We start from the raw sequence: 25,993 nt of genomic DNA, 5'->3' as shown, positions 1-25,993 counted from the left end.
GAGTCGTTGATTTTAAAACACTGCAAGTTAGAGAAAAATGGACGTGCAAGTCCAGCCTTTCAGTCGTGTTTTATTTCAAATACCGCTTTCTTAACAAATGCATCATATGCACATTAATGCCCCACTGATCGGACAGCGGCTGATGGGTGAATGGCACGGTAGGCTGGTAGTTTGGTGGTCCGAACTCGGTAAGAACGGTCAGGGTTTCGCCGCTCTTGACCTTGTATTCCACGACTTTGTCCCACCAGGCCAGATGCGCCTTCACTGCGGCTTCCCATTCCGGCGCGCGAGGATCGTTCACCTGCGGGCCTTCTTCGTGTCCCACGCGCGAGTGTATGTGCCCCACGCGTGCAAGTGCGAGCTGAACGGTTTCCTCCTGATCCTGTAACAGGCTTTCGTGCACATTACACCAATGCGAAATGTCGAGCGTCAGCCGCAATGCGGGATTTTCCTCGATGAAATTCCGGGCGATGTGTGCGGCAAAAAGCATCCGTCCACGGTGGGTTTCATGGTAAATAGGGATGCCGCTTTTGACGCTTGCTTCGGTGGTGTGGTCGATAAACGCCTTGTTCTGCTCGTAGGTAAAATGGTCGCGGCCACTATGGCAGTTAATGTAAAGAGGCTTCACGGGCCATTGCGTCGTTGCCGCGTCGATCTGCGATTTGAATGCATTTAAATGTGTCCGATAATCCTTCTCGCCCGATCCGCAGAGAAATCCTACTTCGAGGTTATGTTTTTTCAATGCGTCAAAAAGCTCCTTTTGCTTGTCCCTCGAACCTTGCCACCACATTTCGATGCCGTCATACCCTTCCTTTTTGATTGCCTCGCAAAACTGATCGGTCGTACCCCTGAAACCCCAGTTGGTGCCGAGCACTTTCAATGAGAGTTTGTTGTCAAACTGTGCCGGGGCCTTGTTGCTGTCGGCAATCGATTCAAAGGTGGTTAAAGCTCCCGCTGTGGAAGCGGCGGTGGCTGTATTGATAAAATCCCGGCGGGTCATTTTTAATTTTGAATGAGTGAATGATTGAATGGGGAGAGGTCAGGGATTGTCAAGTGTGGTCAGATATAGTCAGGAGTGGTCAGGTATTGGCATTTGCTCTCACGCAGACACTCCTGACTATACATTACAATACCTGACAATACTTGACCATACATGACTATACATTGACCACATCTGACCATACATGACAAAACCCGACTATTTCTTTGCCGCTACCGGCTTGGTTGCCGTGCTGTCGCCTGCTTTCAGAAACTGCGCCACTTCTGCCTCGCTGAAACCGTTGACGATCTGCAAACCAGGCGTCTGGCGGGCCGTTTGGGCAACCGCACTGTCGGTAACAGCCGATTGCCACACATAAATAGAGCGCAAACTTTTCATGGCCGCGATATTTTTCAGCCCGCTATCCCCGATTTTGGTATCGATCACATTCAGGTATTCCAGATGTGGCAGGCCTTTGATCTGCGCCAGGCCCTGGTCGGTTACGCCTGTGTATTCGAGGTGGAGTTTGGTGAGGTTTTTCAATTTCGCTATTTCTTTCAAAGCACCGTCGGTGATTTGCGTGCCCCCGAGTTTCAACCAGGTTACCTGTTCAGCGACGGGCAGCAGCAATGCAATATCCTTGTCACTGAACTGCGGCGCGTTCACGGCGCTCACTTCCAGTAGGTTCTGGTCTTGGGATAAAGTATTGACAATGAGGCCCGCCTTACGTAACGCCTGAATGTCGGCGTCTTTCGCCGGCGCTACCTTCAATGTCGCAATCGCTGATTCCTTCTGTTTAACTGCGCCCTGGCCGCCTGTTGGCGAACCGCCGCCCAAAGAAGCCAGGGCCGGTTTTACCTGATCCGGCACGGTCAACTCTGACACTTTTTTGTCGGCCGGGGCACCTTGGTCGATCCACCACGAAAGCAATGCGATTTGCTCGGTGCTTAGTTGCGGTTTGCCTTTGGGCGGCATGTGATTGTCGTCGTTTTCATCGAGCAGGCAGCGTTTGATCATATCGCTTTCCGCTCCTTTTCCGGGTACCAGCGCCGGGCCGTTTTCGCCGCCCTTTATGAGCAATGCAAGTTCGTCCATGCGCAAATCGCCCTTTTTCTTGCTCGCATTATGGCATTGCGTGCAACGCGCTTCGAGAATGGGCTGAACTATGTCCTTGTATACTACCGCCTGCTGCACATCGGTAATAGGCTTGATTTCCTTCGCTTTTTCTTCGATCGGGTCCATTCCCGCCAGGCTCCGGAAGGGCTCGGGCGTATATTGGGTAAGATAACCGTCGCCATGGGTAAGCGAGCCGCCATCGTGGCCGGCAGTCATCGTCAGCACGACGGCCACGGCAAATGCGGGCAAATAAACCGCTTTACCAAAAGAGAGCTTACCAACCAGCCTGTCCGACTTCACAAGCCAGGCCACCCAGGCGAATACTGCCACGCCAATGCCCTTCCACATGTGCGCGCCGAGCAGGTCTTCATCGTAGCCGCCGCCCAGCGAAAGCAAATAGCCGGCAATGCAGGCAAATGTGGCGCTCACTGCCGACCAGAACAGCACGAATACCACGGCCGATTCGCTTACCACGATCTTACCTGTCCGCCTGCCAATTTCGATAAGGGCGGCAACTAATAAAAAACCAATCGGCAAATGCACCAGCACCGGGTGAAACCGCCCGATAAAAAGCGCCCAGGGCGACGCCTGAAGAAGAGGAATGAGCATACCGGAAATCGAAAGTTATGGTTTAGGATGTACTTTAAATTGAATGCATTACAATCTGAAAACTTCGGGGCAGGCTACGGCGATCGGAGAATTGTCGGGATTGACTTCCATAATATCGGCCATGTAATCCCACCATTTTTTCATTATCGGCAACCCGGCCAGGCCGGCGGTGGTGTCGTTCGCTTCCAGTTTTTGAAATGCAAAAAGCGCAAGTGTCTCTTGGTCGAGGAAAATATAGTATTCCTTAATACCTGCTTCTTTCAAGAGCCGGCTCAATTCCGGCCATATTTCGTCGTGTCTTTTCTTGTATTCTGCTTCAAATCCGGGTTTGAGCTGCATCCGGAATGCCTTTACTGTTTCCTGCGCCATGATTTGGGTTAAATACTCTAAAAAATGGTATTCCTAAGCGATGATTTGTTTTACAACTTTGCCTTCGGTGTCCGTCAGCCTGAAATTCCTTCCCTGAAAAGGATAGGTGAATTTTTCATGATCGAAACCCATCAAATGCAGGATCGTCGCCTGCAAATCGTGGACGTGAACACGGTCTTTCACACCGTAATAGCCCAATTCGTCGGTTTCGCCATGGCTGTACCCGCGCTTTACGCCCCCTCCCGCCATCCACATGGTATAGGCTTCGAGGTGATGGTCACGGCCCATATAAGGCATTACCACGCCGTTCCTGTTCTCCTGCATGGGCGTCCGTCCGAATTCCGCACCGAAAACGACCAGCGTTTCTTCCAATAGCCCGCGCATTTTCAAATCCTTGATCAATGCTGCAATAGGCCGGTCTGAAATCTGGCATTTGGCGCGCAGGCCGCCTTCTACATTATCGGTGGCATTAGTACCATGACCATCCCAGCCCCAGTCGAAAAGCTGTACGAAACGGACATCGTTTTCCACCAGCTTCCGTGCCAGCAGGCAGTTCATACCAAAGCTCCCTTCACCCGCTTTTACTCCATACATATCGAGAATAAATTGCGGCTCTTTCGAAACGTCCATCACTTCGGGCACCGACATCTGCATGCGGAATGCCATTTCATACTGACTGATCCTCGTCAGAATTTCCGGGTCGCGCACTTCTTCGTAAGTCTGCCGGTTGATTTCATTGATCGCGTCGATGGTCTGCTTTCGGATATTCCGGTTCATTCCTTTCGGGTCGGTCACATACAAAACAGGGTCGCCGCCGGTGCGGCATTGCACACCCTGGTACACCGAAGGTAAAAAGCCGCTGCCGTACACACTTTTACCTGCGTCGGGCTGCCGGCCGCCGGAGGCCAGTACGATAAAGCCGGGTAAATTGCGGTTTTCGGAACCTAACCCGTACACAGCCCATGCTCCGAGGCTCGGACGGCCCAGCCGCGCGCTACCCGTATGCAGGAGCAACTGCGCAGGAGCGTGGTTGAACTGATCGGTATGCATGGCTTTCAGGAACGTGATCTCGTCGGCGACGGTTTGCAGATAGGGCACGTAGTCCGACAGCCAGGCACCTGACTGACCGTATTGAGCGAATTTACCCTGTGGCCCCAGCATTTTCGGCACTCCCTGGATGAATGCAAATTTCTTTCCCTCCAAAAACTCCGCCGGGCAATCCTTTCCGTGATATTTTTCCAACTCCGGCTTGTAATCGAATAATTCGAGTTGTGACGGAGCGCCGGCCATGTGAATATATATCACGCGCTTGGCCTTAGGAGCAAATTGCGGGATCCCGGTCGATGCCAGCGATTCCGAAGCACCCGCGGCCTCGCCGGCTTTCGATGAGCCACATGACCCGAGCAACGAGCCGAGCCCCAAAGCGCCCAGACCGAAGCCCGCCGATTGCAGAAAGTGCCTGCGCGTCTGGCGCAGCACGTCCGCGTGTTGTAGTTCTCTTAGTAGCTTTTCCATTCAGAAATTTGGTCGCTCACGACTTAACTTTTCTATTTAATTTCGCTCCGAATCTGATACCGCCGACTTCCAGTCAACGGAAAAGGGCCGAAGCGGAACCCGTAACCGGGTCGCGTCTACGCAGTTTTACTCTTTCGTCACGACGTTATCCAGATTCAGTAATACGTTCGCTGAAACGGTCAGCGCGGCCAGTTCGGGCGATTTTTCTTTTCCATACACCAAAATACTGTCCACCTCAGAGGGCTTCTGCCGGTACTCATTGAGCGCGTCTTTATACACTTTCATCAATACATTTAAACTCTTCTGCTCAATAGGTTTGAACGTCAGCAGCCGGTAACCTTCTTTGAGCTGTTGTTCAGGCGTTTTGCCGCGTGTTTTCATCTTTGAAGCCAGTTTTTCGGCCGCTTCGAGGTACACCGGGTCGTTGAGGGTCACCAATGCCTGCAAGGGCGTGTTGGTAATGATCCTTCTCGACTGGCAAAATTCCCGGCTCGGCGCATCGAAAGTGGTCATCGACGGGTACGGCGCTGTCCTTTTCCAATAGGTGTAAACTGCCCTGCGGTACTTGTCCTCGCCCTGGCTCACTACCCAGCTCTCGCCGCTGTAAGGCGACTGCCAGATTTTATCGGGCTGGGGCGGCATCACACTCGGGCCGTACATTTTATTGGAAATGAGGTCACTGCATGCCAACGCCTGGTCGCGTACCTGCTCGGCGCTCAGGCGTACGCGCGGGCCGCGCGAGAGCCACACATTGTAAGGGTCCTTTTCCTTACGATGGTCGTCGGAGCGGGAGTCCTGGCGGTACGTGGCCGACATGACGATCGTTTTCAGCAACTTTTTGACACTCCATTTGTAATCTTCCATAAACGACACTGCCAGCCAGTCGAGCAGTTCGGGATGGGACGGTTCCGCGCCTTGCGAGCCGAAATCTTCCACCGTTTCCACAATCCCCCTTCCGAATAGCTGTTCCCAGAAACGGTTTACAATCACCCGGCCGGTCAATGCGTTATCGCGGCTTACGATCCACCGGGCGAGTCCGAGCCGGTCCCGCGGGGCACCTTTCGGCATCGGCGCAAGCAGCTTGGGAACATCCGGTTTCACTTCCGGACCCTTCACCATCCAGTTGCCGCGTACGAACACATTGGTTTTTCTGGCAAAATCGCCTTTCCCTTCCCAAAGTACCGGCATACTCTCCGTCGGCCGCGTCAACGTGGTAGCGTAATCGGCGACAATCTGCTCATAACCCGGCTGACCCGCCCCCGGCAATGCCCGCTGGAATGCCGCCCAGGTAATGCGCACCCATTCTTCCGGCGCTTTGGGGCTGCTTAACGACAGATAAACGTCGTGCTTCCCGGCAGTTTTGGTAATCGGCGCGATGATCACCGTGTCGCGTGTGGGCACCTTGATGGTCGAAAGCACCGGGCCGTCCAGTTTATCCAGATGCAAGGTCAAAACGGCGTTTTCGGCTTTGGTACCGATGTTCATCAGCACATTGTCGGCCCCGGTGAGGTTTACCTGCGGAATGCGGGCATTGCCTTTGTCTTTGACTCCGTAATAGGAAATCACCAGCACGGTAGACTGGTCGCCCTTGATGAAATTATGCGCATTGATCTTCGGTTCGATCACCTTCATGAACTGCGTTTTGGCTTCCAGGTCTTTGGGATCGAATTTTTTTATCCAGTTCTTAACCCTTTCGAAACGGGCCGAATCTTCGCCTTTGTAGAACCGCAGCTTTGGCCATTCGTCCCACACATCTTCGTCACGCGAGTTGTTGAAGAACGCCGCGTACTTGTAATAATCCTCGTGCGGAATGGGATCGTACGGGTGGCTGTGGCATTGAATGCACGCAAATGTGGTTCCCTGCCAAACTTCCCAGGTCGTATTGACGCGATCGATCAATGCTGCTGTACGAAACTCTTCGTCGTCGGTTCCGCCCTCGTTATTCGTCATCGTATTGCGGTGGAAACCAGTCGCTATGACGTTTTCTTCTTTCGGGAAACCATCTTTCTTTTCGGGCAGCAGGTCGCCGGCGAGCTGTTCGATGGTGAAACGGTCGAAAGGCTTGTCTTCATTGAAGGATTTGACCACGTAATCGCGGTAGCGCCACATCGTGCGGCCTCCGTCGCTTTCATAACCCTTTGTATCCGCATAGCGGGCAAGGTCCATCCACATGGATGTCCACCTTTCGCCGTAAGCGGGTGACTTCAGGAGCTTATCCACCACTTTTTCATAGGCGTCGGGGGATTTGTCATTGACAAAATCCTGCACTTCCTTTTCGCTGGGCGGCAAACCTGTAATATCCAGGCTTACCCGGCGGAGCAACGTGGCGCGGTCGGCTTCCGGCGAGGTTTTCAAGCCCTCTTTCCTGAGTTTTTCGGCGACAAAATGGTCGATTTCGTTTTTAGCCCAGGCCTTGTCGCCCGTATTCAGCAGGCCGAACAGATTGGAAAAACTGTTCAGCGACGGCACATCCGGCTTTTCGATTTTCCTGTAAGCCCAATGCGTTTCCCATTCGGCCCCTTCGTTGATCCATTGTTTGAGAATGCCGATTTCCTTCTCATTAAGCGGCGTACCATTTTTCGGCATTTTCTCGTCGGGATCGTCGGTCACGATCCGGCGGATCATTTCACTGGCGTCCGCGTCGCCGCGCACAACAGGTATCTTGCCCGATTTGCCTGGTTCCAGCATTTCGTGTTCGAACAGGAAGCTCACGTCCCCGGCCTTTTTCACGCCGCCATGGCAGCCCATGCAATGCTTGTTGAGGATCGGCTTTACATCGGCATTGTAATCCACCTTCTTTCCCCAGGGCAACCCGCCCCAGGAAAAGTACATTACCGGCACCGCCACCACCACTAAGCCGATCAAAAATCTGGTATGCATTGTTTTGTTTTAAATATTTATACCAAAACTTCAATATAGGATTTGCCCCTCCGTCACTTCCGCTTAGTTATCCAGCAGCGTAGTTCATTTATCGTGTTTCATACCTGGCTAAAAGACTGAATTTAACCAAAATTACCCGATAACATACCGTCAGTGACGAAGGTGCAGCCTGCTATTCCCAAATAGCGTTTTGTTTCACATTCGGATTACCCTGCAACTCTTTCTGAGGCAACGGCAGCACATAATCCCGTTCTTTGGGCGCGCGGTCGAGGTTGTATTTCTCGGCAAAGTGTTTGATCTCCTTTCCGAGGTAATCCACCGGCCCGCCCGGCTTGCTTTTCCGGCGTAATTCCGGATACATAACTTGCTCGAAAACAAACTCCTGCATGCGCTCGTGGATAATCGCGTCGCGCAAAGCGGACTGGCTGAGGCCCTTCAAGGGCGCAAGTCCCGCGCGGGCTCGTACCTTGTTGATCGACGCAAACGCATCGCCCTGTCCGCTTTCGTTGCAGGCTTCCGAATGCCCCAGCAGAATGTCGGCCAGGCGGATGTAAATCGTGTTTTTCTCCGTAGCTGCATTGCTTTTGTCGAGCTCGACGATCTTTGCGGCCCAGGCCTTCCCGAAAATCATCTGCGCCGGGTCGTTCGGGTTGGCATCCGATTTCACGACACCGCCGAAGCGCGACAGGTTATAGTCGGCCTTCTCGCTCCAGTGCACGATCGGGTAGGTGCCATTGATCTTGCCAAAACGGCCCGTAGGGTAACTTTCGATGAATGTTCCCGGAATACGCTTGTCTTTCGGGTCATAATTCGCCCGGAATTCCTGCGTGGCGCTCAGCCAGCTCCAGCCCGATCCGCCTAGTTCGCTGGGAAAATCTTCCGGATTGAAATGCATCGAATGCACGTTGAACTCGTTCGGGTTGGCCGAGGCCGATACCTGGGCCTCAAAAATCCTTTCTCCCTGGTTTTCATGGCTCAGATCAAAATTATGAGAGAAATCCGCGAACAATGTAAGGCCGCTGTTATTGATAATGTCTTCGGCCGTAGCCTTTGCTTCGGCCCATTTTTCGTCCCACAACTGGGTTTTCATAAGGATCGACTTGGCTGCCCATTTGGTAGCACGGCCAAGGTCGGCGCCTGTGTAGCTGGCAGGCAAAAGCTCCGCGGCGGCTTTGGAATCGGCATAAATCTGCTCGATTACGGCCGCTTTTCCGCCGCTGTTCGATGGCAGTTCCGAAATGTTTTGGGTCGATTTGGTTGTCAGCGGTACGTTATCGAAATAGCTCAGCAGGCTGTAATAGTAAAACGCCCGCAAAAACAGCGCTTCGCCTTTGATGCGTTTGACCAGAGCGTCGTTCGTTGGATCCTTCATAGCTTCGGCAGTTTCGATGATCGCATTCGCCCGGTTGATCGAGCGGTAGCAAATTCCCCAATAGGCCTCGATATACTCGTCGGCCGGGTTCACATTGCCCAGGTTGTATTGCAGCGGCCCTTTCTCCCATCCTACCTGGTAACCTATTAGACATTCAAATACATAACGGTCGTAGAAGTAGCCTGAGTATTGCGAATTGAGATCATCGTAAACCGCATTGACGCCCAGGGCCAGCTCGGTGGCCGATTTATAGAACGTTTCCGGATTGATAAAATCGGGTTTCTCCTTCAAATCCGAACAACCCGCAACGGCCAGCAGCACTGCCGAAAGTCCTGTCAATCTGATTTTATATAAAAATGGCTTTTTCATAACAAGCTGATTTCAATTTTTGGAATATTAAATACCAAGATTCACGCCCAATGTGAACATGCGGGCCCGCGGGTAGGCGTCGTAGTCGTCGCCGCGGTTGAGGTTGTTCTGGCCCTGGTTGTTCACTTCGGGATCGAAACCTTTGTATTTGGTGATCAAAAAGAGATTCTGCCCGCTCACGTAAACGCGCGCATTGCGTATGTAGGCGCTCTTGATCGGGAGCGTATACCCGAGCGCAAGATTCTGCAAACGCACGAACGAGCCGTCCTGGATGAAGAATGACGACCGGCGGAAGGAAATGAAGTCGCGGCGGCCATCGATTACCGGACGGGAAGCATTCGGATTTTCCGGCGTCCAGGAGTCGGTCAGGATATTGGCTATCTGATTGATTTTCTGTACGCCGTCAGCCATTTCGGACTGTTGCAGGTTGCGGATCTTGTTGCCGTGCACACCCCGGAAGAATACCGCGAGGTCGAAGCCTTTGTATTTCAGGTTGGTATTGAAGCCCCATGTCAGTTTCGGGTTGGGATCGCCGATGATCTTGAAGTCGTCGGTGGTGTATTTGCCGTCGCCGTTCACGTCCTCATATTTGGGATAACCGGCTTTGGCGGAATAGCTTTTTCCTTCCTCGTCGGACTGGAACAACCCAATGTAGTTGTATCCGCTCCAAACGCCGATCGGATTGCCGCCCTCTACCCAGCTGCCCAGCACGCCGAGGTGACCGCTGGGAGTGCCGGAAAAGAAAGGCGTGCTTTTGCCGAGGTCAAGGATCTTATTGCGCAGGATCGACACGTTACCGCCCACATCCCAGGTCAACGCATTGTTACTGATCAGCTTATAATTCGCGGAGAATTCGAGCCCCTTGTTGCTGAGGGAGCCGGAGTTGAGCATAATCGTGCTGAAACCCGTGCTTTGCGGAATGGAAACGTCGAGGAGCAAATCGGTCGTTTTGTTTTTGAATGCGTCGATCGTCAGGCTGAGACGGTTATTCAGTAACGCGAAGTCCAGGCCCACATTGAGCATCGAGGTGCTTTCCCATTTCAAGTCAGAGTTCGGGATCCGGTTGGGGCCGTAGCCCGAAACGAGCGTCGGTACCGCACCGAAAACATAATTGTAGGATATCAAACCAGCCACCGAACGGTAGACCGGGATTTGCGAATTACCGGTAAGCCCATAGCTTGCGCGGATTTTGAAATCATCGAATGCATTGCCCAGGCCCGAATTTTTGAAAAAATCCTCGTTCACAATGCGCCAGCCGACCGCCGCCGACGGGAATGTCGCCCATTTATTATTCGGTCCGAATTTCGAAGAGCCATCGCGGCGAAGCGTTACGGTGAGCAAATAGCGGTCTTTTAAATTGTAGTTGATCCGCCCGAGCACCGACATCAGTTCCCATTCCACGCGCCCGGAAGTGGGTACCAGCGGCCGGCTGCCGTTCTGCATATTCACAGCGTCGATATCGTCCGAGGGCAGCCCGCGGGTAGCATTGGATTCGAAATAATTGATCTCCTTTTGATAAGTGTAGCCGAGCGTCACGTCCAGGTAATGCCCTTTAGCAATCTCTTTATTATAGGTTAAAATGTTCTCATTCAGGATGTTGTTAGAGTTCCGGTTGGCCTTCTGCAACTCACGGCCATTCTGGCGGCCGAGGTAAGTGAAGTTGTTATAAAATGTGGTCCGACGGGCATTCACGATGTCGAGGCCAAGGCTCGTACGGAATTTCAGGCCATCCAGAATATTGACGCTTAGTGCCGAAGTACCGAAAAGGCGGTTGGTATAGTCCCTGTCATAACCCTCCACGGCCTCCGCCAATGGGTTGGTCATAAAACGCTGGTCGTAGCTCGCATACTGGTAACCGCCGTTCTGATCGTAAACCGGCCCGGTAGGATCGAGGCCCAACGCGGTAATTACAATACCGCCCGGTCCGCCGCGGTCGGTAGGCACATTGCTGCTGCCCGACCGGTTGAACGACCAGCTATTGGTTAAGGTCGCTTTTCCTTTGAGGAAGTCGTTGTCCAGGTTCATCCGGAAACCGTAGCGGTTGAAATCGGTATTTTTGATAATGCCTTTGTTATCCAGATAATTTCCTACAAATGCATACCGCATTCCCTTGGTACCGCCCGTGAACGAAAGCTGATGATTGGAAAGTGCGCCTGTACGCGAAATAACGTCCCACCAGTTGGTACCGGCTCCGATTTGCGCGATTTGTGCATCGGTATAGCGCGGGTTACCGCCCTGACTGCGTTCCAGCATATTAATGTAACGAGCATAGTCAGCGCCATTCAGCACATCCACTTCGCGTGCGATGGTCTGAAAGGAATAAGAGCCATCGTAATCGACACGGCTCTGGCCTTCTTTTCCCCGCTTGGTAGTAATCAAAATCACACCATTGGCACCCCGTGAACCGTAAATGGAGGTTGCGGAGGCGTCTTTGAGTATTTCAATGGATTCGATTTCATTGGGATTGATCGTCGCCATCGCATTGGTAGGCTGGCGGTTGCCGCTGGTGCCCAATGCGCCGTTATCGGGATAAATAGGAAAACCGTCGATCACGTAAAGCGGCTCGCTACCGCTGTTGATCGAGTTCGCACCGCGCACCCGAATGGAAATACCGCCCCCGGGCGCACCCGACGTTTGCGTCACCTGCACACCCGGCGCCCGCGACTGGATCGCCTGGTCCACCGACGTCACCGGCATTTCGCGGATGGCGTCGCTCTTGATACTGGATACGGAACCTGTGAGGTCGCTTTTCCGCACCGAGCCATAACCTACCACCACTACCTCTTCGAGCGACTGGTTGTCGGGCTGCATTGTTACATTCAATGTCGTTTGACTACCCAAAGCCACTTCCTGTGGTTTATATCCAACAAAACTGAAAACCAGCACCGCACCGGCCCGCTCGGCCACTTCGATTGCGAACGCGCCTTCCTGGTCGGTGGTCGTGCCCTTCTGTGTGCCTTTGATAATCACACTCACACCCGGCAGGCCGGCATTGTTTTCGTCCACTACTTTTCCTTTAACCAGCCCGACATTTACAGAAGTCCGCAGATCCACAGGGTCTTGCGGCTCCAACGGCGCGGAAACCGCACCGACCTCCGCTGTAAGCAGAATGCGCCCTGCTGTAAGCTCATAGGCGATGTGCAGAGGATCAAGCAATGTACTTAACGCCGCCGAGAGTTTCTGGCGGTTGATATGCACATCCACTGTACGCTCCGCCCGGATGTTTTTCTGGCTGTAAGCGAACTTCACGTCGGCCTGCTCCTCGATATCCTTGAGGACATTTCTCAATTCGGCGTTCTGTGCGTGGATTGTCACCATTCTCTCCATGACTTCCTGCGCCCGTCCCTCGCTCGCGGCGTGGGTGAGCGTTGTGAAAACCACTGCAAAAAGGATTTGGGCAAATGTTATTTTCATGACCAGGCACAGTGACTCACACCATTTTAACTGTTGGCTTTTTTGCATATTTTTGAAGGTTCTATTTGTGAAAAACAGGACATCCGCCCGCTTACCGTCTGTCCAGGATCTCGTAAGCAGGCATTTCCGAAGCCGGTAGTGGTGGTACACTATCGGTTTCTTTGTTTCAGGTCGGTTGGGTAGTTTTATGGCTTCATAGTTAAGGGGTTAGGGTTTGGTAAAACTCAGTCGCAGCCGCGACCGTTGATCAGGATGCGCGTACCTTTCACTTCGTAATCGGCCCCGTTGGATTTGCAAACAAGCGCCAGCTTATCATAAAGCGGCATATCCGTCAGATCGCCCGTGAACGTGCAATGTGCCAGACGGTCGTTCGCGAACACGATCTCGATGCCGTAAGCCTCCTGCAATGTCTCCACGATTCCTTCCAGCTTTTCGTCGTTGAAAATCATTTGGGCTTCTTTCGCAGCTTCTGTCGCTTTTACCGGTTCGGGTACCAGTCCGGTCATCAAATGCCGGCTTTCGGGGAAATAGGTGACCCGCTGATTTGGCGTCAGCACCACGCCATTATCCTGATTATCAACCGGATCTATTTCACTGAATGCCTCACGGTTTTCAAATACGGAAACCTTACCGGTTACAACCTCCACCTCCAGCGCCTTATCTTTCGCATTGGTTTTGATCCTGAAACTGGTTCCAAGCACCCGGGTGATGATTTTGCCGCTGTACACAAGGAAAGGCTGGTCGGGATTACGGGTTATCTCAAAAAATGCATTTCCCGAAAGTTGTACCGTGCGCTTGTCGCCGGAGAATGTCGCCGGAAAAACAATGCTGGCCCCCGGTTCCAGGGTCACCGTACTCCGATCGCTCAGCGTCAACCGTTTCGGTACGTCGGTGTTGTTTTTCTCCGTAATCAGCCGGCTGTTCGGTGCCTGAACGAACACTTTTTCCCGCGCCACGTGCTGTGTCGCCCTCCGGTTGCCGAATAGCGTCCAAAAACTGATTACCACGAGTAGGGCCGCAGCCGCGGACAAGTACACTACTGCACGGCGCCACCATGTCCGCACGATAACCGGCTCGGCAAGCCCCATTCCGGACGTTTCCGCTGCGAGCTTGCCCAGCATTCGCTCCTCCATTTCACGCTTTTCCCGCTCATCGAGCACCGCCAGTTCGTCGGCATGAAGGTTTTCATACCATAAATGGACTTTCAATATTTCCTCTTTCGTGCAGTTCCCTTCCCGGTATTTCAGGAGCAGGGCCTGCCATTCTTTTTTGTTCATTGATGTGAAACGGATAAAATCAGGCCTTTTATAATAAGCCGGAGAAATGGCACCATTCCCTAAATAGATTTAGAAAATATTTGAATTGTTCAATTTGAAAACCTTTTCAAGAGAAAAGTTCTTTGAAAAGATAATGAGGGGCAAAGGGATAAAGGAGGAAAGGGAGGATGGAGGAGGGACTTTTCAGACGAGAAAAGGGGAAGTCAGAATAGTCCCCAGGTGGCGAGCAGGAGTACCATTACTTCTTTCAGGTGCGTCCGCATTGCGCGTACGGATTTGGTGAGATGGTATTCAACCGCCTTTTCCGACAGCCCGAAACGGGCGGCTATGCGGGAGATCGACCAGTATTCCAGTTTGTGGAGCCTGAAAATTTCACTTGTTTTTTCGGGCAGAATATGCAGGCATTCATCAATCACCCGCAGCAACTCGTCGAGCGCCAGCTGGTTTTCGGTGTTTAAATCCTGAATGCCGGGGAATGCTTCATGATCGAGGTACTCGAAGGTACGGCCTCTGGTACGGATGTGATCGATGACCTCGTAGCGCACGGCCGCGAAAAGGTAGTAGTTCAGGTTCCCGATGTACAGTGTATCGCGTTCCCGCCACAGCCGCAGGAAAATGTCCTGCACAATTTCCTCCGCCGCTTCCTTGTTTCGCAGCTTACGGTACGCCACGAGGAACATGTCGTACCAGTAGGCTTTGTAAATCGCCGTAAACGCTTCCGCATCCCCATTTTGCAATGCGAGGAGCAGGTGGCCGGCTTTGTCGTTATCCACCATTACAGCTTGGATTTGATTAAGGTTCAGGAAACAGGATTATGGCAAAGTTATATTATTTGTTTCTATTATCCATTAATTAAAATTAGCTGTGTGTTTGAAACCGGTTGATAATGTGAAGCAAATCGGTTGATCACTAGAAGCCTGCCACATTTGGTGCTCTGCACCTTTCGCAATGTGACTTGTTCGGCGGTCGGTGCTTTGCTATCGCAGTTCAAAAAACACCATACGTCAGGCACCCAAAATCTTACGGTGCGCTGCACCTTGAACTTCTATCATTCTGATTCTTTCTACAAATATTGGGGTGCTCTGAACCCTTCCCAATACGGATTATTCGGCGGTTGGCGCATTGCCGGCATCGTCCAAAACATCGACACGCAAAGGCGCAGAGCGCCGTAAGATTTGTAGAAAAGTCGGTATCTTCACGGATAACAAGGTGCAGCGCACCGTAAGATTTGTATACGGAGCGTCATAATATTTGCCAGTGTACCCGATAGTGATAACGTTCCCTGGCAAATTTTTTGCTGCCTTATTTATTTAAAATTCAACAAATATCCCGTCAAATCGGCCAGATCCTGCTCATTTAGCCCCAATGCGGTAGGCTCCGGCATCAGCGATGAAGGCATTTTTTCCCGGCTTTTGATCTGATCGGCTTTGATGGTGTGCTGCTGTCCGGCGGCGTCTTTCAGCACCACATTCGCACCGTCGCTCATAAGGAATCCAAAATAGGTATCGCCCTTCCTGGTCACAATCGTGTAGCTTTCATAACCGAAAACCATACTGGCAGAAGGATTGATGATAGCGTCCAAAAGTGCCGATTTATCGAATTTTTTATGAATCGTGGTCAAATCCGGCCCGATCTCTGCTCCCGTTTTACCGTGCTTGTGGCACGCTGCACAGGTGGCCGAGAAAATTTTCTGACCGTGTGCCGGATCGGCTTTCATCCTCGAGATAAAATCGGTTTTCAAAACCTTTCCGTTCCTCGGGAAAAACTGGCTGGCGACAACGCGTACGTTCTGGTCGGGGTTTTTGAAGATGATTTCGCTGATCTCCCTGGCTATGGGGTCCGGCAATTGGCCTTGTACACGCATGTCCACGAGGATATTACCGCCATTCACGTCCGACGCCATTTCCTTCGCCGCTTCGATTCGTTGCGGAGTGGCCTGAGCCTTGTCGGCGACGATCTTCTTCAGTTCGAGCATGCGCTTGTACGCGGGCGTCATCGCCTGTGCGGTAGCTTCTTCCCAGTTCCTCAAATCGGCCCAGTCGTTACTTTTACGGAAATTGATCCAGTAGGACGCCTGCGTCGCCACATCCTGCAAAGTAGACTTCGACAAGTCGATCATCGCTTCCACCGCTTTTTTGTCTCTGATAAAACCGATGGCCGTTAACGCCCTGCGGCGCTCCGACTCCGGCACTTTGGATGAACCGGCCCGGATTCTGAGCTCTTCCACGGCCGAAACCGGATGCAGACGCCAGGCTAAATTCGCCCGCTGTGGCTGCCATTTAACGGGATCGGCCTTGAATGTCTCGCGCACGTAAGCGTACACTTTTTCTTCTTTCCCATCCGCCGCCGTACCGATCGCTTCCAGCATCCACGGATCTTTGCCGTCATATTTCTTTATAAGATTTGAAATAGCTGCAAACGCCTGGTTATAAGTGACATCGCGCAACGCTATACCAACTTCACGCCGCACAGCCGCATCGGGGTCTTTCGACATTTGCTCAAAATATGCATCGGCTTTGCCTACTGATTTCAAGGCACGAAATGCCGTGAGGCGATGCATGGCATTCGCTGACGCAAGCAGCCCGACCACCTCTTCATTGCCCTGTGTCCCCAATTGCGCCAGCAGCCAAATGGCCCTCGCCTGGTGGTATGGGTTTTCGGCTGTCAACAAGCCCTTCACTTCCGGTATCACAGCTTCGCCTTTTGCCTTTAATCCCTCAAAACCCAACGCACGGACGTTGATAGCAGGGTTTTTCAAGGCATCGATCAAACCTTTTGTGGTCGTGAAATCCAACTGCGGCGTTGTAAGTTTATGCCCTTTGGGGGTAATGCGGTAAATGCGGCCATACCCTTTTTTGTCCTTCATCGCATGCCCGCCTACCACGGGATCATACCAGTCGGCGATGTAAATGGCACCGTCCGGGCCGACGGCCACATCCGACGGCCGGAACCATTTCCGGTAATCCTGGTCGGTTTCGTACCATTCGTAGCGTTCGGAAACTTTGGGAAAAGAACTGATGAGATCGCGGCGGCTCAATGTGAAGCCTGCGCCTTCCTGCTTAGGTTGGTAAGCAAACAACACATTCCGGCCCGCTTCGCAGCTTAATAATGTTCCCCGATAATTTTTTCCCAACTGCTCCCCTTCATAAAAGACAATACCCGTAGGCGAGCCTGCTCCGGTATTGTCTCCCGCAGGCATCACGCCCGGATCTTCCTGATGCCAGTGCGTGGTAAAAATATCCTGTCCGGGGCGGCGATCGGCTTGCCAATAGCGGGTGCCGTCGGCCGAAAAATATCCTGCATTGCCGTTTTCCTGCAAAAAAGACACGCGACAAGTGATCACCTGGTCGTCGTTATCGTTCTGCCACATGTTGCCGTAGCTATCGAGGCACACTTCATAGCTGTTCCGGAAATTATGGCCCAGCACTTTCAGGCCGGTACCGTCCGGGTTGATGCGTAATGCGAGGCCACCCACCCAGATACGGCCGTCGTCCGACTTCTGGTTCCCCTCATTCTTTCTGTTGTAAGGCGTTCCGCCGATATAAAGGCTCCCGCTGCGCAAGTTCCACCCGCTTTTGTCGACGACATGGTGCGGGCCTGCATTACCGGTATTGAAATAGTACTTCCCGTCCGGCCCCACGATCAGCGAATGCAGCGAATGGTCGTGATCGAAGCCACCGAATCCGGTAAGGAAAACCTCACGTTTGTCGGGCTTGTCGTCGCCGTTGGTATCTGTGTAAATGAGCAGGTTAGGGGCGCAAGAAACGATGGTTTTATTACCAATCACCGCAATGCCCAGTGGTGCCGTCAACAAGGTGTCTTCCACATAAACTTTTGAAGATTCGGCTTTGCCGTCGCCGTCTTTGTCTTCCAGGATCATCACCCTGTCGCCTTTCTGCTTGTGGCTGAGGCGTTCGGCGGGTTTGGTGTTGAAATCGCGGTAATTGACAGCCTCGGTGACCCATATCCGCCCTTTGGCGTCGATATCCATGTTGGTGGGATTATAAAACATGGGTGCCTCGGCCCAAAGGGTAGCCTCTAGGTCGTCGGGCACGTACAGGCGCGAGGAATCGCCGGCTTCGGTTACGGGCAGGATAGACTTAACCGGCCGCCCCGGATTGTTCCTGAACGGATTAATGCTGAAAACAGAAGCCAGTAGCATACTTGCCGCCAGAATGCCGGTTCTTTGGAGTGGTAAAGCGTTGATAATGTTCATGATGTATATAGCCCGTACCAGATTTGCGGGATGACTGGGACTAGGTTTGAAATAGTCCTTTGAGGTATTGGAGGTTATGCTGGTAGCACGGAATAATTTCGCCACCCTGCGGTGTGGCGCCTTCGATCTGCATCCATCCCTCATAACCAATGTCTTTTACCGCTTTTGCCACCCGCGGCCAGTCGAGCGGCCCCTCGCCGAGTCGCTGGCCGTTTTCCTTCATATGAATTTCGCAGATCATATCTTTGCCGAGCATCGGAATTTCCTTAAAAATATCGTGGCCGGCATCGGTTGAATTCCGAAAATCGTAATAAACTTTCACGGCCTTCGACCCGACCGCGTCGATAATATCCAAATGCTCCCGTCCGCTCAGCCATGATTCGATGCCCAGCGTAATGCCCTGCTTCTCGGCATGCGGCGCTACTTTTTTCAAACGCGCTATCACCGCTTTTTTTGCCGGCCTCGTCATTGCGTAAGTCACCGTCCGAAAAGAAAGCGAGCAGGATCACTTTCACTCCCAAGGCTTTGGCTGCATCTACGCTGCTCCAGACCCATTCCTCGGTTTTTGGTTGCGATTTATATGGTACGCGGTTAAGTTCGCCGATCGCCAGGCTCGACACCTTCACCCCGGTGCGCGCGGACGCATCGCGGATCGCCTGCAACGTTTCGGGTACCGAAAGGCCCTTTTCGTCCTTACCGGTATTGTAACTGACCTGAATACCCTGCAAGCCGATCTGTTTTGCCCGCTCGAATGCCTCCGGACTCAACTGCCGCCCCACCGACCAGTCACAGGCCCCTATCCGATATTTCGGGACAAATGCATTGCCTGTTTCCAACGCCGCAGAAGCCAGCAGCAAAGCGCTGCTTTTGATCATTTCCCGCCGGTTGAGCAATACGGTTCTTTTCATCAAGGTCAGATTTTGAAATACTTACAAAAACATCTTCAAAATCTGCGATGATTTGGTTTCTACTTATGCCGGTGACAACGTTACCTGCTGAATGCGTCTTCGATATGCCGGATGTCGGCGGAGCCGTCGGGCAAAATGAGGATGGAAACGATATCGAAACGGACGTCGTACTCCCAGTCGGTATCGAAGATATATTGCTCGGCGGCCCGCATGATAAGTTTGGCCTTCGTCGCATTTACGAATTCCTCCGGCATTCCAAATGCCGTGCCAGTCCGGGTTTTTACTTCCACGAAAACGAGCGTATTGTCTTTTGAGACGATCAGATCGATTTCGGACTGCCAGCTGCGATAGTTTCTGGCTACAATTTTAAAGCCTTTTTCGAGCAGGAAGGATGCCGCGGCAGTTTCGCCCCAGCGGCCTAGGTCGTTGTGTTGGGCCATTTTGTGAGTGTGTGTCGTTTGAACTCCGATTCAAACCTTCGCGTCGTTCTGACAAAGTAACTCGTTCGGGAACTCTTTTGCGCCCCTGGTTTCTAATTTACCCTGTTCGAGCAGATGCACATCGTCAACAATCCGAATGGCGCCGTCCAAAATTCTGAAATGGATCGCCTCAAGCTGCTTTGCTTTGACATACGGAAGTTTTTGAAGCTATTCCATAACCGCTTCCTCTTATCATCTTTAACATCCAGTAAAAGCTCCATAACCACAGAATTTAGTTGCACTGACAAATTTAACGAACATTTACCTAATAAATTAGCGTTCTGAAACGGGACACGTGTGTACAATCCGTTTCCACAGACCGGAAGTTTCCGTTCCGATATTTAGACGTCACTTCTACAAATTGGTAACACCTCGTTCCCGTAATTTTTTGAATACAAGAAAATGAATGCCCTGATCAATAAAAAAGTACATTTCCGGGACCTTGGCCTGATCGATTATCAGGAGGCGTGGGATTATCAGGAAAAAATCTTCGCCGAGACTTTGGCGATTAAGACCCGAAACCGCGGCCTGGAAACCGAAAACCAGCAATTAACACCGAATTTTCTGCTTTTTTGCCAGCACCCGCATGTATATACGCTTGGCAAGAGCGGTAAGCCTGACCACTTGCTGCTGGCGGAGGAAGATCTGGCCGCTAAACAGGCGAAATACTATAAAATCAACCGGGGCGGGGATATTACTTACCACGGGCCGGGACAGATCGTAGGATACCCGATCCTGGACCTCGACAATTTCTTCACGGATATACATGTGTACATGCGCACCCTCGAAGAAGCGATCATCCTTACATTGGCCGAATACGGCTTGCAGGCCGGTCGTATTGCCGGGTTAACCGGCGTATGGCTTGATTTTCAGGAGCAGAAAAACCCGCGAAAGATTTGCGCATTGGGTGTAAAGGCCAGCCGGTGGGTGACAATGCATGGTTTTGCATTGAATGTAAATACGGATTTGTCGTATTTCGGGAATATCGTACCGTGCGGGATCGATGACAAAGCCGTGACGTCGCTTTCGGCGGAATTGGGCAGGGAAGTGAATTTGGAGGAAGTTTCAATGAAGTTAAAAAACCATCTGGCACAGTTGTTCAGTATGGAATTGCAGGCAATGTAATGAAGAAAGACATTATTTTTCATCCCGTAAAAGGGATACAGGTCGCGATAGTGCGAAGTACCAACGAGCTGAATGCCGAGGAATGGAATGTGATCGTGATCAATCGCAACGATGAGCCGGTTACCAGCGTTTTTGTGACGTCGAAAGGTTACAGCAACAGCGAGTCGGGTACGAATACCGACCAGCGTACATCTACCTTGAGGCATTTCTTCCCGGAAATACCGGCGGGCGGGCATGTGGTGGTGGAACCGATTATGCCCGACGTTTTTCACTTGAATAACGAGTTCTGGGTCAGTTACTTTATCGGCAGCCAGATTTACGACAAGAAGTTCATCTTCGTGCCCGACAGTATCATTGAGGAAAACATGATGACGATCGATCCGCCTGGCCTGGAAGGTGTTTTGCACGAATGACGTAGGGTGGTAGATGGTACCATAAGGCTAGTCGGTATTGTCAGGTATAGTCAGGAGGTCATTTGTTGTTGGGGTCAGGTTGCTGTCATATCCGCTGGATGGCGCAGATCTACTTTATGATAAATGATCCGGTGTGATGAGAAGATGATATTGTGAGTTTCAATAATTTCTATCATATTGAAAACCAACATCGAACTAATTCCCTCCAAAACAAACCGCAAAGACGACAAATGACCTCTGACCACACCTGACTGATCCTGACAATTCCCAATCTCACCAGAACCGCTGCACACTATGACAGAAGAATTCAAACGCCGAGCCAAAAATTTCCTGCTTCTCGACATCGAAACCGTTTGCTCGCACGCCAGCTACGACGAGCTTCCCGAACGGATGCAAAAGCTTTGGGACAAAAAGGCGCTCAGCCTCAAGAAAGGCGACGATACCGTCAGCAATGCCGAATATTTTTACGACCGGGGCGCGATTTACGCGGAGTTCGGAAAGATCGTCTGCATTGCATTCGGCGCTTATTACTGGAACGAAAAAGATGAAATTGCGTTTAAAGTGAGTAGCTTCGCCGGAAACGATGAAGCACAACTGCTGTTGCAATTCAAGGCGCTGATTGAAAAATACCCCGCCGAACAACTGATCCTTTGCGCCCATAATGGCAAGGAATTCGACTTCCCGTTCATTTGCCGACGGATGCTGGTCCACTGCATCGAAATCCCCAAAGCATTACAGATTACGGGCAAAAAACCCTGGGAACTTCTCCACCAGGATACGATGGATCTCTGGAAATTCGGGGACTATAAAAGCTATACGTCGCTGGATTTGCTCGCCGCTGTTTTCGATATTCCAGGAAGCAAAAACGAAATGAGCGGCGACCAGGTGACAAAGGTATATTACGAGGAAAACGATCTGGCTAAAATTTCCCGATATTGCAGAGAGGACGTAGTAGTGCTGGCACAGTTGTATTTGCGGCTGCATTGCTTTGGCCCAATACCGGAAGGAAATATCGTACGGGTTGAATAAACTTCGACCGTCGGCTCTCGAAAATGCCGCGGCGACAAGCGACAGCAAACCCCCAATGTCGAGGTTCCGTGAGATACACGGGACATTTTATATATTGAATACATGAGAGATAAAAAAAATAAAAAGAAACTCCAACCTGAAAAAAGGGAGGCCGCAACGCCTCATCACATTGTTTCTTACATAGATAACTTAAAGGCGGATATTGCCGCGTTCTTCGACCTGAACGCCGAGCAAGCATTCCGGCCATTCGACGTTCACGACCATTTCGGAGTCCACGACAAAAAAGTACGGCTCCTTTTTAATGAAATCCTGCACGAACTGGAACAGGACGGCAGGCTGATCTACAATAAAAACGGCACGTATGCCGCCGTCCCGCTCAAAACTAAACAAAGGGGCCTGACGGGGCGCGTCGATCGTGTGAACAAAGGTTTTGCCTTTGTGGTGATCGAAGGGCGGGACGACGATATTTATGTGGACCTGGAATTACTGAACGGTGCCTGGGACGGCGATATCGTCGAAGTTCAACCGCTTTCGAGAAGTATCCGTTCGAAATCCCGCGATTCGGCCAGAAACCGGACCGAGGGGCGTGTTACCGCCATCGTTGAACGTTCGAATGCGGAAATTGTGGGTATAATCGAAATCAACCCGCGCTTTGCGGTCGTCCAGCCTGATAATAAAAAACTTTACGACCCGATTTTCCTTGAACCCGACGAAGTCGGCGAAGCCCGCCATGGCGACAAGGTTATCGTAAAAGTAACCGAATGGCCTACGCGCAGAAGCCAGGCCGAGGGCCAGATTGTTTCCGTACTTGGCAAAGCCGGTAACAACGACGTGGAGATGCACGCGATCCTGGCCGAGTTTGGCTTACCCTACCATTTCCCTCCGGAAGTAGAGGCCGAGGCGCAGAAAATACCCGATAAAATCGCCAAAAAAGACATTGCCAGGCGTCGCGATATCCGCGATGTGCTCACATTCACCATCGATCCTGTGGATGCCAAGGACTTTGACGACGCTTTATCGGTGAGATATCTTAATGAAGATGTGGTGGAAGTGGGTGTACATATTGCCGATGTTTCGCATTACGTATTGCCCGGAACCGAGCTTGAAAAAGAGGCCTTTCGCAGGGCAACCTCTGTTTACCTGGTCGACCGGACTGTGCCGATGCTGCCCGAAAAGCTTTCAAACAATCTGTGCTCCCTGCGTCCGAACGAGGACAGGCTGGCATTTTCGGCGATTTTCGAGATTACTTCGAAAGGAAAGTTGTTGAAAGAATGGTTTGGCAGGACGGTGATTCATTCGGATCGCCGCTTTACCTACGAGGAAGCTCAGGCCGTGCTCGATTCGGGCGAAGGCGACTTCCCGGAAGAACTCGGAACGCTGAACAAATTGGCGAAGATATTTCGCAGGGAAAGGTTCAAAAAGGGTGCTATCAATTTCGAAACCCCGGAAGTCCGCTTCCGCCTCGACCCCGAGGGAAAGCCGTTAGGCATTTACACCAAGGAACGTCGCGATTCGAACAAACTGATCGAGGAATTTATGCTGCTCGCCAACAAGCGTGTGGCGGAATACGTGTATTCGCTTTCGAAAGGAAATGATAAAAACACAATGGTATACCGTGTCCACGAAGCTCCCGATCCTGACCGCTTGCAGACCTTCGCTACTTTCGTGGCCAAGCTGGGACTGAAACTGGAGGTGGAAGATGAAAATAAAATAGCCAAATCCATGAACGCCATGCTGGCAAAAGTGGAAGGCAAGCCGGAGCAAAACCTCATCGAATCGCTCGCGGTGCGCACCATGGCCAAAGCGCGGTACAGCACCGAGGACATCGGCCACTTTGGATTGGCATTCAGGCGTTATTCGCACTTCACCTCGCCGATCCGCCGGTATCCCGATATTATGGCACACAGGCTATTGCAGCATTACCTAGACGGCGGTGCGAATTTGGACAAGGAACCTTATGAGCTGGCATCGAAGCATTCATCCGAACGTGAACGTCTTGCCGCCGAAGCGGAGAGAACGTCGATCAAGTACAAGCAAGTGGAGTTCATGAGTATGATGGACCCCGAGAAGGAGTTCGACGGCATTATCACCGGGGTGACCGAATTTGGCATTTTCGTGGAAATCACGGAAACCGCTTCCGAAGGGTTAATCCGCATGACCGATCTTGGCGATGATTATTATGAGCTCGATAAGGATAATTACCGCATCATCGGCCAGCATACCAAGAAGATTTATGCGTTCGGGGATGCTGTGAAGGTAAAAGTGAAGGAAACAAACCTTGCCCGCAGGAGTATGGATCTGTACCTCGCCGGAACCAAGCCCGGCCGCAGAAGCGAGTTTAGCCGTCCGGGCTTTGACCGCGATAGCGATCGCCGTTCGCGTGAACGCAAGTCGAAGGAGCCGAGAGGTTCCGGCCGCGTGAAGCGGGGTTCCGGAGGGACCGGAGGTGGGAGTTCGGCTAAGGTGAAGCGGCGGAGGCGGTAGTTGTTACCTTTTCGATCTTCTACGTCTAAATAGGACAACAAATCCTATTTACGATGGAAATCATCTACAAAGCAGAATCTTATGCCATTGTTGGCAAATGCATCGAAGCGCATAGGGAGCTTGGTCACGGTTTTCTTGAAATTGTCTATAAAGACGCGCTGGAAATACTTTCCGAAGGGATACATCTATTTCGGGAGAGAGAGAGAAAAAAAGAGTATCCTGTTTTCTTCAAGGGCATTTTGCTGCCTCAAAAGTTTTTCGCCGACTTCGTTGTCTTTAACAAGATTATCCTTGAAGTCAGATGTGTCTCCTGTCTTACGGACGAGCATATCGCACAGACTTTGAATTATCTGAAAGTTTCAGGGAACAAATTGGGGCTGTTAGTGAATTTCGGGCGCGGGAAGTTGGAATGCAAGCGGCTTGTGCTTTAATTTAATGCCACGGAGACTCGAATTAAACACGAAGAGCGTTCGTGAAAATTCGTGCCTTCGTGGCATTTAAAACAAACAAGCCACCAATGATCCAAAAACTAAGCCTTCTGCTACTCACATTATCGATTTCAATTACCGCCCAAGCCCAGAAATCCGCCGATAAAGAAGAATGGCAATCCCTCTTCAACGGTAAGGACCTTACAGGCTGGGACATCAAAATCGCCGGCCACAAGGTGAATGATAACTACAAAAATACCTTCCTGGTCGAAGACGACATGATCCGGGTGAATTATAAGGAATACGATAAATTCACCACGGAGTATGGCCATATGTATTATCACAAACCCTATTCCCATTATAAAATCAGGCTGCAATACCGCTTCACCGGCAACCAGGTGCCCGGTGGCGCCTCGTGGAATGTGCGCAATAGCGGCATTATGCTGCATTCGCAATCGGCTGCAAGCCTTGGAATCGACCAGGATTTTCCGATTTCATTGGAAATGCAATACCTGGGCGGGCTGGGTTCGGGGGAACGCAATACCGGTAATCTTTGCACACCCGGCACGATCGTCGATATCGACGGAAAACTCGCCGAAGCGCATTGTATTAATTCGACTTCCAAAACCTACAACGGCGACCAGTGGGTGAATGCCGAGGCCATCGTACTCGGCGATTCGATCATTTATCACCTGATCGAGGGCGACACGGTGCTCGTTTATACCAATCCGCGTGTCGGTGGCGGTTATGTGGGCAAAAATCACACTTTCAAAGATGGCAAAGTGGGCAATGAGGCCGAATGGATCAAAAAAGACGGAACGAAGCTCGGCAGCGGCTACATTGCATTACAGGCGGAAAGCCATCCGATCGACTTCCGGAATATCGAATTGCTGAACCTGAAAGGCTGTATGGACCCTAAGGCGGCAAATTACAAATCCTATTACATTGCCGCCGACAATTCGACTTGTACTTATAAAAAGAAATAACCTCGGCTAACCAGGCAATAAAACC

At 51.6% G+C, this 25,993-nt stretch carries 18 protein-coding genes; 6 read left to right on the top strand and 12 right to left on the bottom strand.

Annotated features, from left to right (window positions below; translation table 11 throughout):
• Nucleotides 1-70: 70 nt before the first annotated feature.
• The 12 genes from ABV298_RS14475 to ABV298_RS14420 form a co-directional block, all read right to left on the bottom strand.
• Nucleotides 71-1,000: a TIM barrel protein gene (locus tag ABV298_RS14475; protein ID WP_353722775.1), complete on the bottom strand. Its 930-nt coding sequence runs from the start codon at nucleotides 998-1,000 to the stop codon at nucleotides 71-73.
• Nucleotides 1,001-1,198: 198 nt separating this feature from the next.
• The gene (locus tag ABV298_RS14470) at nucleotides 1,199-2,704 is read right to left on the bottom strand and encodes a c-type cytochrome domain-containing protein (protein ID WP_353722774.1); all 1,506 of its coding nucleotides are present in this window, start codon (nucleotides 2,702-2,704) and stop codon (nucleotides 1,199-1,201) included.
• A gap of 48 nt (nucleotides 2,705-2,752) precedes the next feature.
• Entirely contained in the window at nucleotides 2,753-3,073 is a 321-nt protein-coding gene (gene rhaM / locus ABV298_RS14465; protein WP_353722773.1) for an L-rhamnose mutarotase, read from the bottom strand.
• Nucleotides 3,074-3,106: 33 nt separating this feature from the next.
• On the bottom strand, nucleotides 3,107-4,588 hold the full coding sequence (locus ABV298_RS14460; RefSeq protein ID WP_353722772.1) for a DUF1501 domain-containing protein: 1,482 nt from the start codon (nucleotides 4,586-4,588) through the stop codon (nucleotides 3,107-3,109).
• Nucleotides 4,589-4,714: 126 nt separating this feature from the next.
• Nucleotides 4,715-7,468, bottom strand: a complete 2,754-nt coding sequence (locus ABV298_RS14455; RefSeq protein WP_353722771.1) for a DUF1553 domain-containing protein — start codon at nucleotides 7,466-7,468, stop codon at nucleotides 4,715-4,717.
• Nucleotides 7,469-7,640: 172 nt separating this feature from the next.
• Nucleotides 7,641-9,209 carry a RagB/SusD family nutrient uptake outer membrane protein gene (locus tag ABV298_RS14450; protein ID WP_353722770.1) on the bottom strand — a complete coding sequence of 523 codons (1,569 nt, stop codon included), beginning with the start codon at nucleotides 9,207-9,209 and terminating at the stop codon, nucleotides 7,641-7,643.
• A gap of 27 nt (nucleotides 9,210-9,236) precedes the next feature.
• Entirely contained in the window at nucleotides 9,237-12,623 is a 3,387-nt protein-coding gene (locus tag ABV298_RS14445; RefSeq protein ID WP_353722769.1) for a TonB-dependent receptor, read from the bottom strand.
• A 224-nt stretch (nucleotides 12,624-12,847) separates the two neighbouring features.
• Nucleotides 12,848-13,900, bottom strand: a complete 1,053-nt coding sequence (locus ABV298_RS14440; protein ID WP_353722768.1) for a FecR family protein — start codon at nucleotides 13,898-13,900, stop codon at nucleotides 12,848-12,850.
• Between the two features lie 203 nt (nucleotides 13,901-14,103).
• Nucleotides 14,104-14,676, bottom strand: a complete 573-nt coding sequence (locus ABV298_RS14435) for a sigma-70 family RNA polymerase sigma factor (protein WP_353722767.1) — start codon at nucleotides 14,674-14,676, stop codon at nucleotides 14,104-14,106.
• Nucleotides 14,677-15,206: 530 nt separating this feature from the next.
• On the bottom strand, nucleotides 15,207-18,116 hold the full coding sequence (locus tag ABV298_RS14430; RefSeq protein WP_353722766.1) for a PVC-type heme-binding CxxCH protein: 2,910 nt from the start codon (nucleotides 18,114-18,116) through the stop codon (nucleotides 15,207-15,209).
• Between the two features lie 40 nt (nucleotides 18,117-18,156).
• Nucleotides 18,157-18,585 (bottom strand): TIM barrel protein, encoded by a 429-nt coding sequence (locus ABV298_RS14425; RefSeq protein WP_353722765.1) that lies wholly within the window; start codon nucleotides 18,583-18,585, stop codon nucleotides 18,157-18,159.
• A gap of 519 nt (nucleotides 18,586-19,104) precedes the next feature.
• Nucleotides 19,105-19,464 carry a YraN family protein gene (locus ABV298_RS14420; protein WP_353722764.1) on the bottom strand — a complete coding sequence of 120 codons (360 nt, stop codon included), beginning with the start codon at nucleotides 19,462-19,464 and terminating at the stop codon, nucleotides 19,105-19,107.
• A gap of 441 nt (nucleotides 19,465-19,905) precedes the next feature.
• Between ABV298_RS14420 and lipB the strand changes: the two genes are divergently transcribed.
• From lipB to ABV298_RS14390, 6 genes are all read left to right on the top strand, one after another.
• On the top strand, nucleotides 19,906-20,628 hold the full coding sequence (lipB, locus tag ABV298_RS14415; RefSeq protein ID WP_353722763.1) for a lipoyl(octanoyl) transferase LipB: 723 nt from the start codon (nucleotides 19,906-19,908) through the stop codon (nucleotides 20,626-20,628).
• On the top strand, nucleotides 20,628-21,041 hold the full coding sequence (locus ABV298_RS14410; RefSeq protein ID WP_353722762.1) for a hypothetical protein: 414 nt from the start codon (nucleotides 20,628-20,630) through the stop codon (nucleotides 21,039-21,041). The genes lipB and ABV298_RS14410 overlap by 1 nt, the downstream gene beginning before the upstream one ends.
• 294 nt (nucleotides 21,042-21,335) lie before the next feature.
• Nucleotides 21,336-22,070: a 3'-5' exonuclease gene (locus tag ABV298_RS14405; RefSeq protein ID WP_353722761.1), complete on the top strand. Its 735-nt coding sequence runs from the start codon at nucleotides 21,336-21,338 to the stop codon at nucleotides 22,068-22,070.
• Nucleotides 22,071-22,172: 102 nt separating this feature from the next.
• Nucleotides 22,173-24,554, top strand: a complete 2,382-nt coding sequence (rnr, locus tag ABV298_RS14400; protein ID WP_353722760.1) for a ribonuclease R — start codon at nucleotides 22,173-22,175, stop codon at nucleotides 24,552-24,554.
• A 53-nt stretch (nucleotides 24,555-24,607) separates the two neighbouring features.
• The gene (locus tag ABV298_RS14395) at nucleotides 24,608-24,985 is read left to right on the top strand and encodes a GxxExxY protein (RefSeq protein WP_353722759.1); all 378 of its coding nucleotides are present in this window, start codon (nucleotides 24,608-24,610) and stop codon (nucleotides 24,983-24,985) included.
• 86 nt (nucleotides 24,986-25,071) lie between these two features.
• Complete coding sequence (locus ABV298_RS14390; RefSeq protein WP_353722758.1) at nucleotides 25,072-25,968, top strand: DUF1080 domain-containing protein; 897 nt, start codon at nucleotides 25,072-25,074, stop codon at nucleotides 25,966-25,968.
• Nucleotides 25,969-25,993: the final 25 nt, after the last annotated feature.

Source organism: Dyadobacter sp. 676, assembly GCF_040448675.1.
Classification (GTDB): domain Bacteria; phylum Bacteroidota; class Bacteroidia; order Cytophagales; family Spirosomataceae; genus Dyadobacter.
The sequence above is the reverse complement of the archived record's forward strand: the minus strand, read 5'-3'. Positions and strand labels throughout refer to the sequence as shown.

Bases quoted from the DNA above. Each gene is read 5' to 3' on its own strand.
- ABV298_RS14475 (WP_353722775.1), bottom strand. From the start codon at position 1,000: ATGACCCGCCGGGATTTTATCAATACAGCCACCGCCGCTTCCACAGCG.
- ABV298_RS14470 (WP_353722774.1), bottom strand. From the start codon at position 2,704: ATGCTCATTCCTCTTCTTCAGGCGTCGCCCTGGGCGCTTTTTATCGGG.
- rhaM (WP_353722773.1), bottom strand. From the start codon at position 3,073: ATGGCGCAGGAAACAGTAAAGGCATTCCGGATGCAGCTCAAACCCGGA.
- ABV298_RS14460 (WP_353722772.1), bottom strand. From the start codon at position 4,588: ATGGAAAAGCTACTAAGAGAACTACAACACGCGGACGTGCTGCGCCAG.
- ABV298_RS14455 (WP_353722771.1), bottom strand. From the start codon at position 7,468: ATGCATACCAGATTTTTGATCGGCTTAGTGGTGGTGGCGGTGCCGGTA.
- ABV298_RS14450 (WP_353722770.1), bottom strand. From the start codon at position 9,209: ATGAAAAAGCCATTTTTATATAAAATCAGATTGACAGGACTTTCGGCA.
- ABV298_RS14445 (WP_353722769.1), bottom strand. From the start codon at position 12,623: ATGAAAATAACATTTGCCCAAATCCTTTTTGCAGTGGTTTTCACAACG.
- ABV298_RS14440 (WP_353722768.1), bottom strand. From the start codon at position 13,900: ATGAACAAAAAAGAATGGCAGGCCCTGCTCCTGAAATACCGGGAAGGG.
- ABV298_RS14435 (WP_353722767.1), bottom strand. From the start codon at position 14,676: ATGGTGGATAACGACAAAGCCGGCCACCTGCTCCTCGCATTGCAAAAT.
- ABV298_RS14430 (WP_353722766.1), bottom strand. From the start codon at position 18,116: ATGAACATTATCAACGCTTTACCACTCCAAAGAACCGGCATTCTGGCG.
- ABV298_RS14425 (WP_353722765.1), bottom strand. From the start codon at position 18,585: ATGACGAGGCCGGCAAAAAAAGCGGTGATAGCGCGTTTGAAAAAAGTA.
- ABV298_RS14420 (WP_353722764.1), bottom strand. From the start codon at position 19,464: ATGGCCCAACACAACGACCTAGGCCGCTGGGGCGAAACTGCCGCGGCA.
- lipB (WP_353722763.1), top strand. From the start codon at position 19,906: ATGAATGCCCTGATCAATAAAAAAGTACATTTCCGGGACCTTGGCCTG.
- ABV298_RS14410 (WP_353722762.1), top strand. From the start codon at position 20,628: ATGAAGAAAGACATTATTTTTCATCCCGTAAAAGGGATACAGGTCGCG.
- ABV298_RS14405 (WP_353722761.1), top strand. From the start codon at position 21,336: ATGACAGAAGAATTCAAACGCCGAGCCAAAAATTTCCTGCTTCTCGAC.
- rnr (WP_353722760.1), top strand. From the start codon at position 22,173: ATGAGAGATAAAAAAAATAAAAAGAAACTCCAACCTGAAAAAAGGGAG.
- ABV298_RS14395 (WP_353722759.1), top strand. From the start codon at position 24,608: ATGGAAATCATCTACAAAGCAGAATCTTATGCCATTGTTGGCAAATGC.
- ABV298_RS14390 (WP_353722758.1), top strand. From the start codon at position 25,072: ATGATCCAAAAACTAAGCCTTCTGCTACTCACATTATCGATTTCAATT.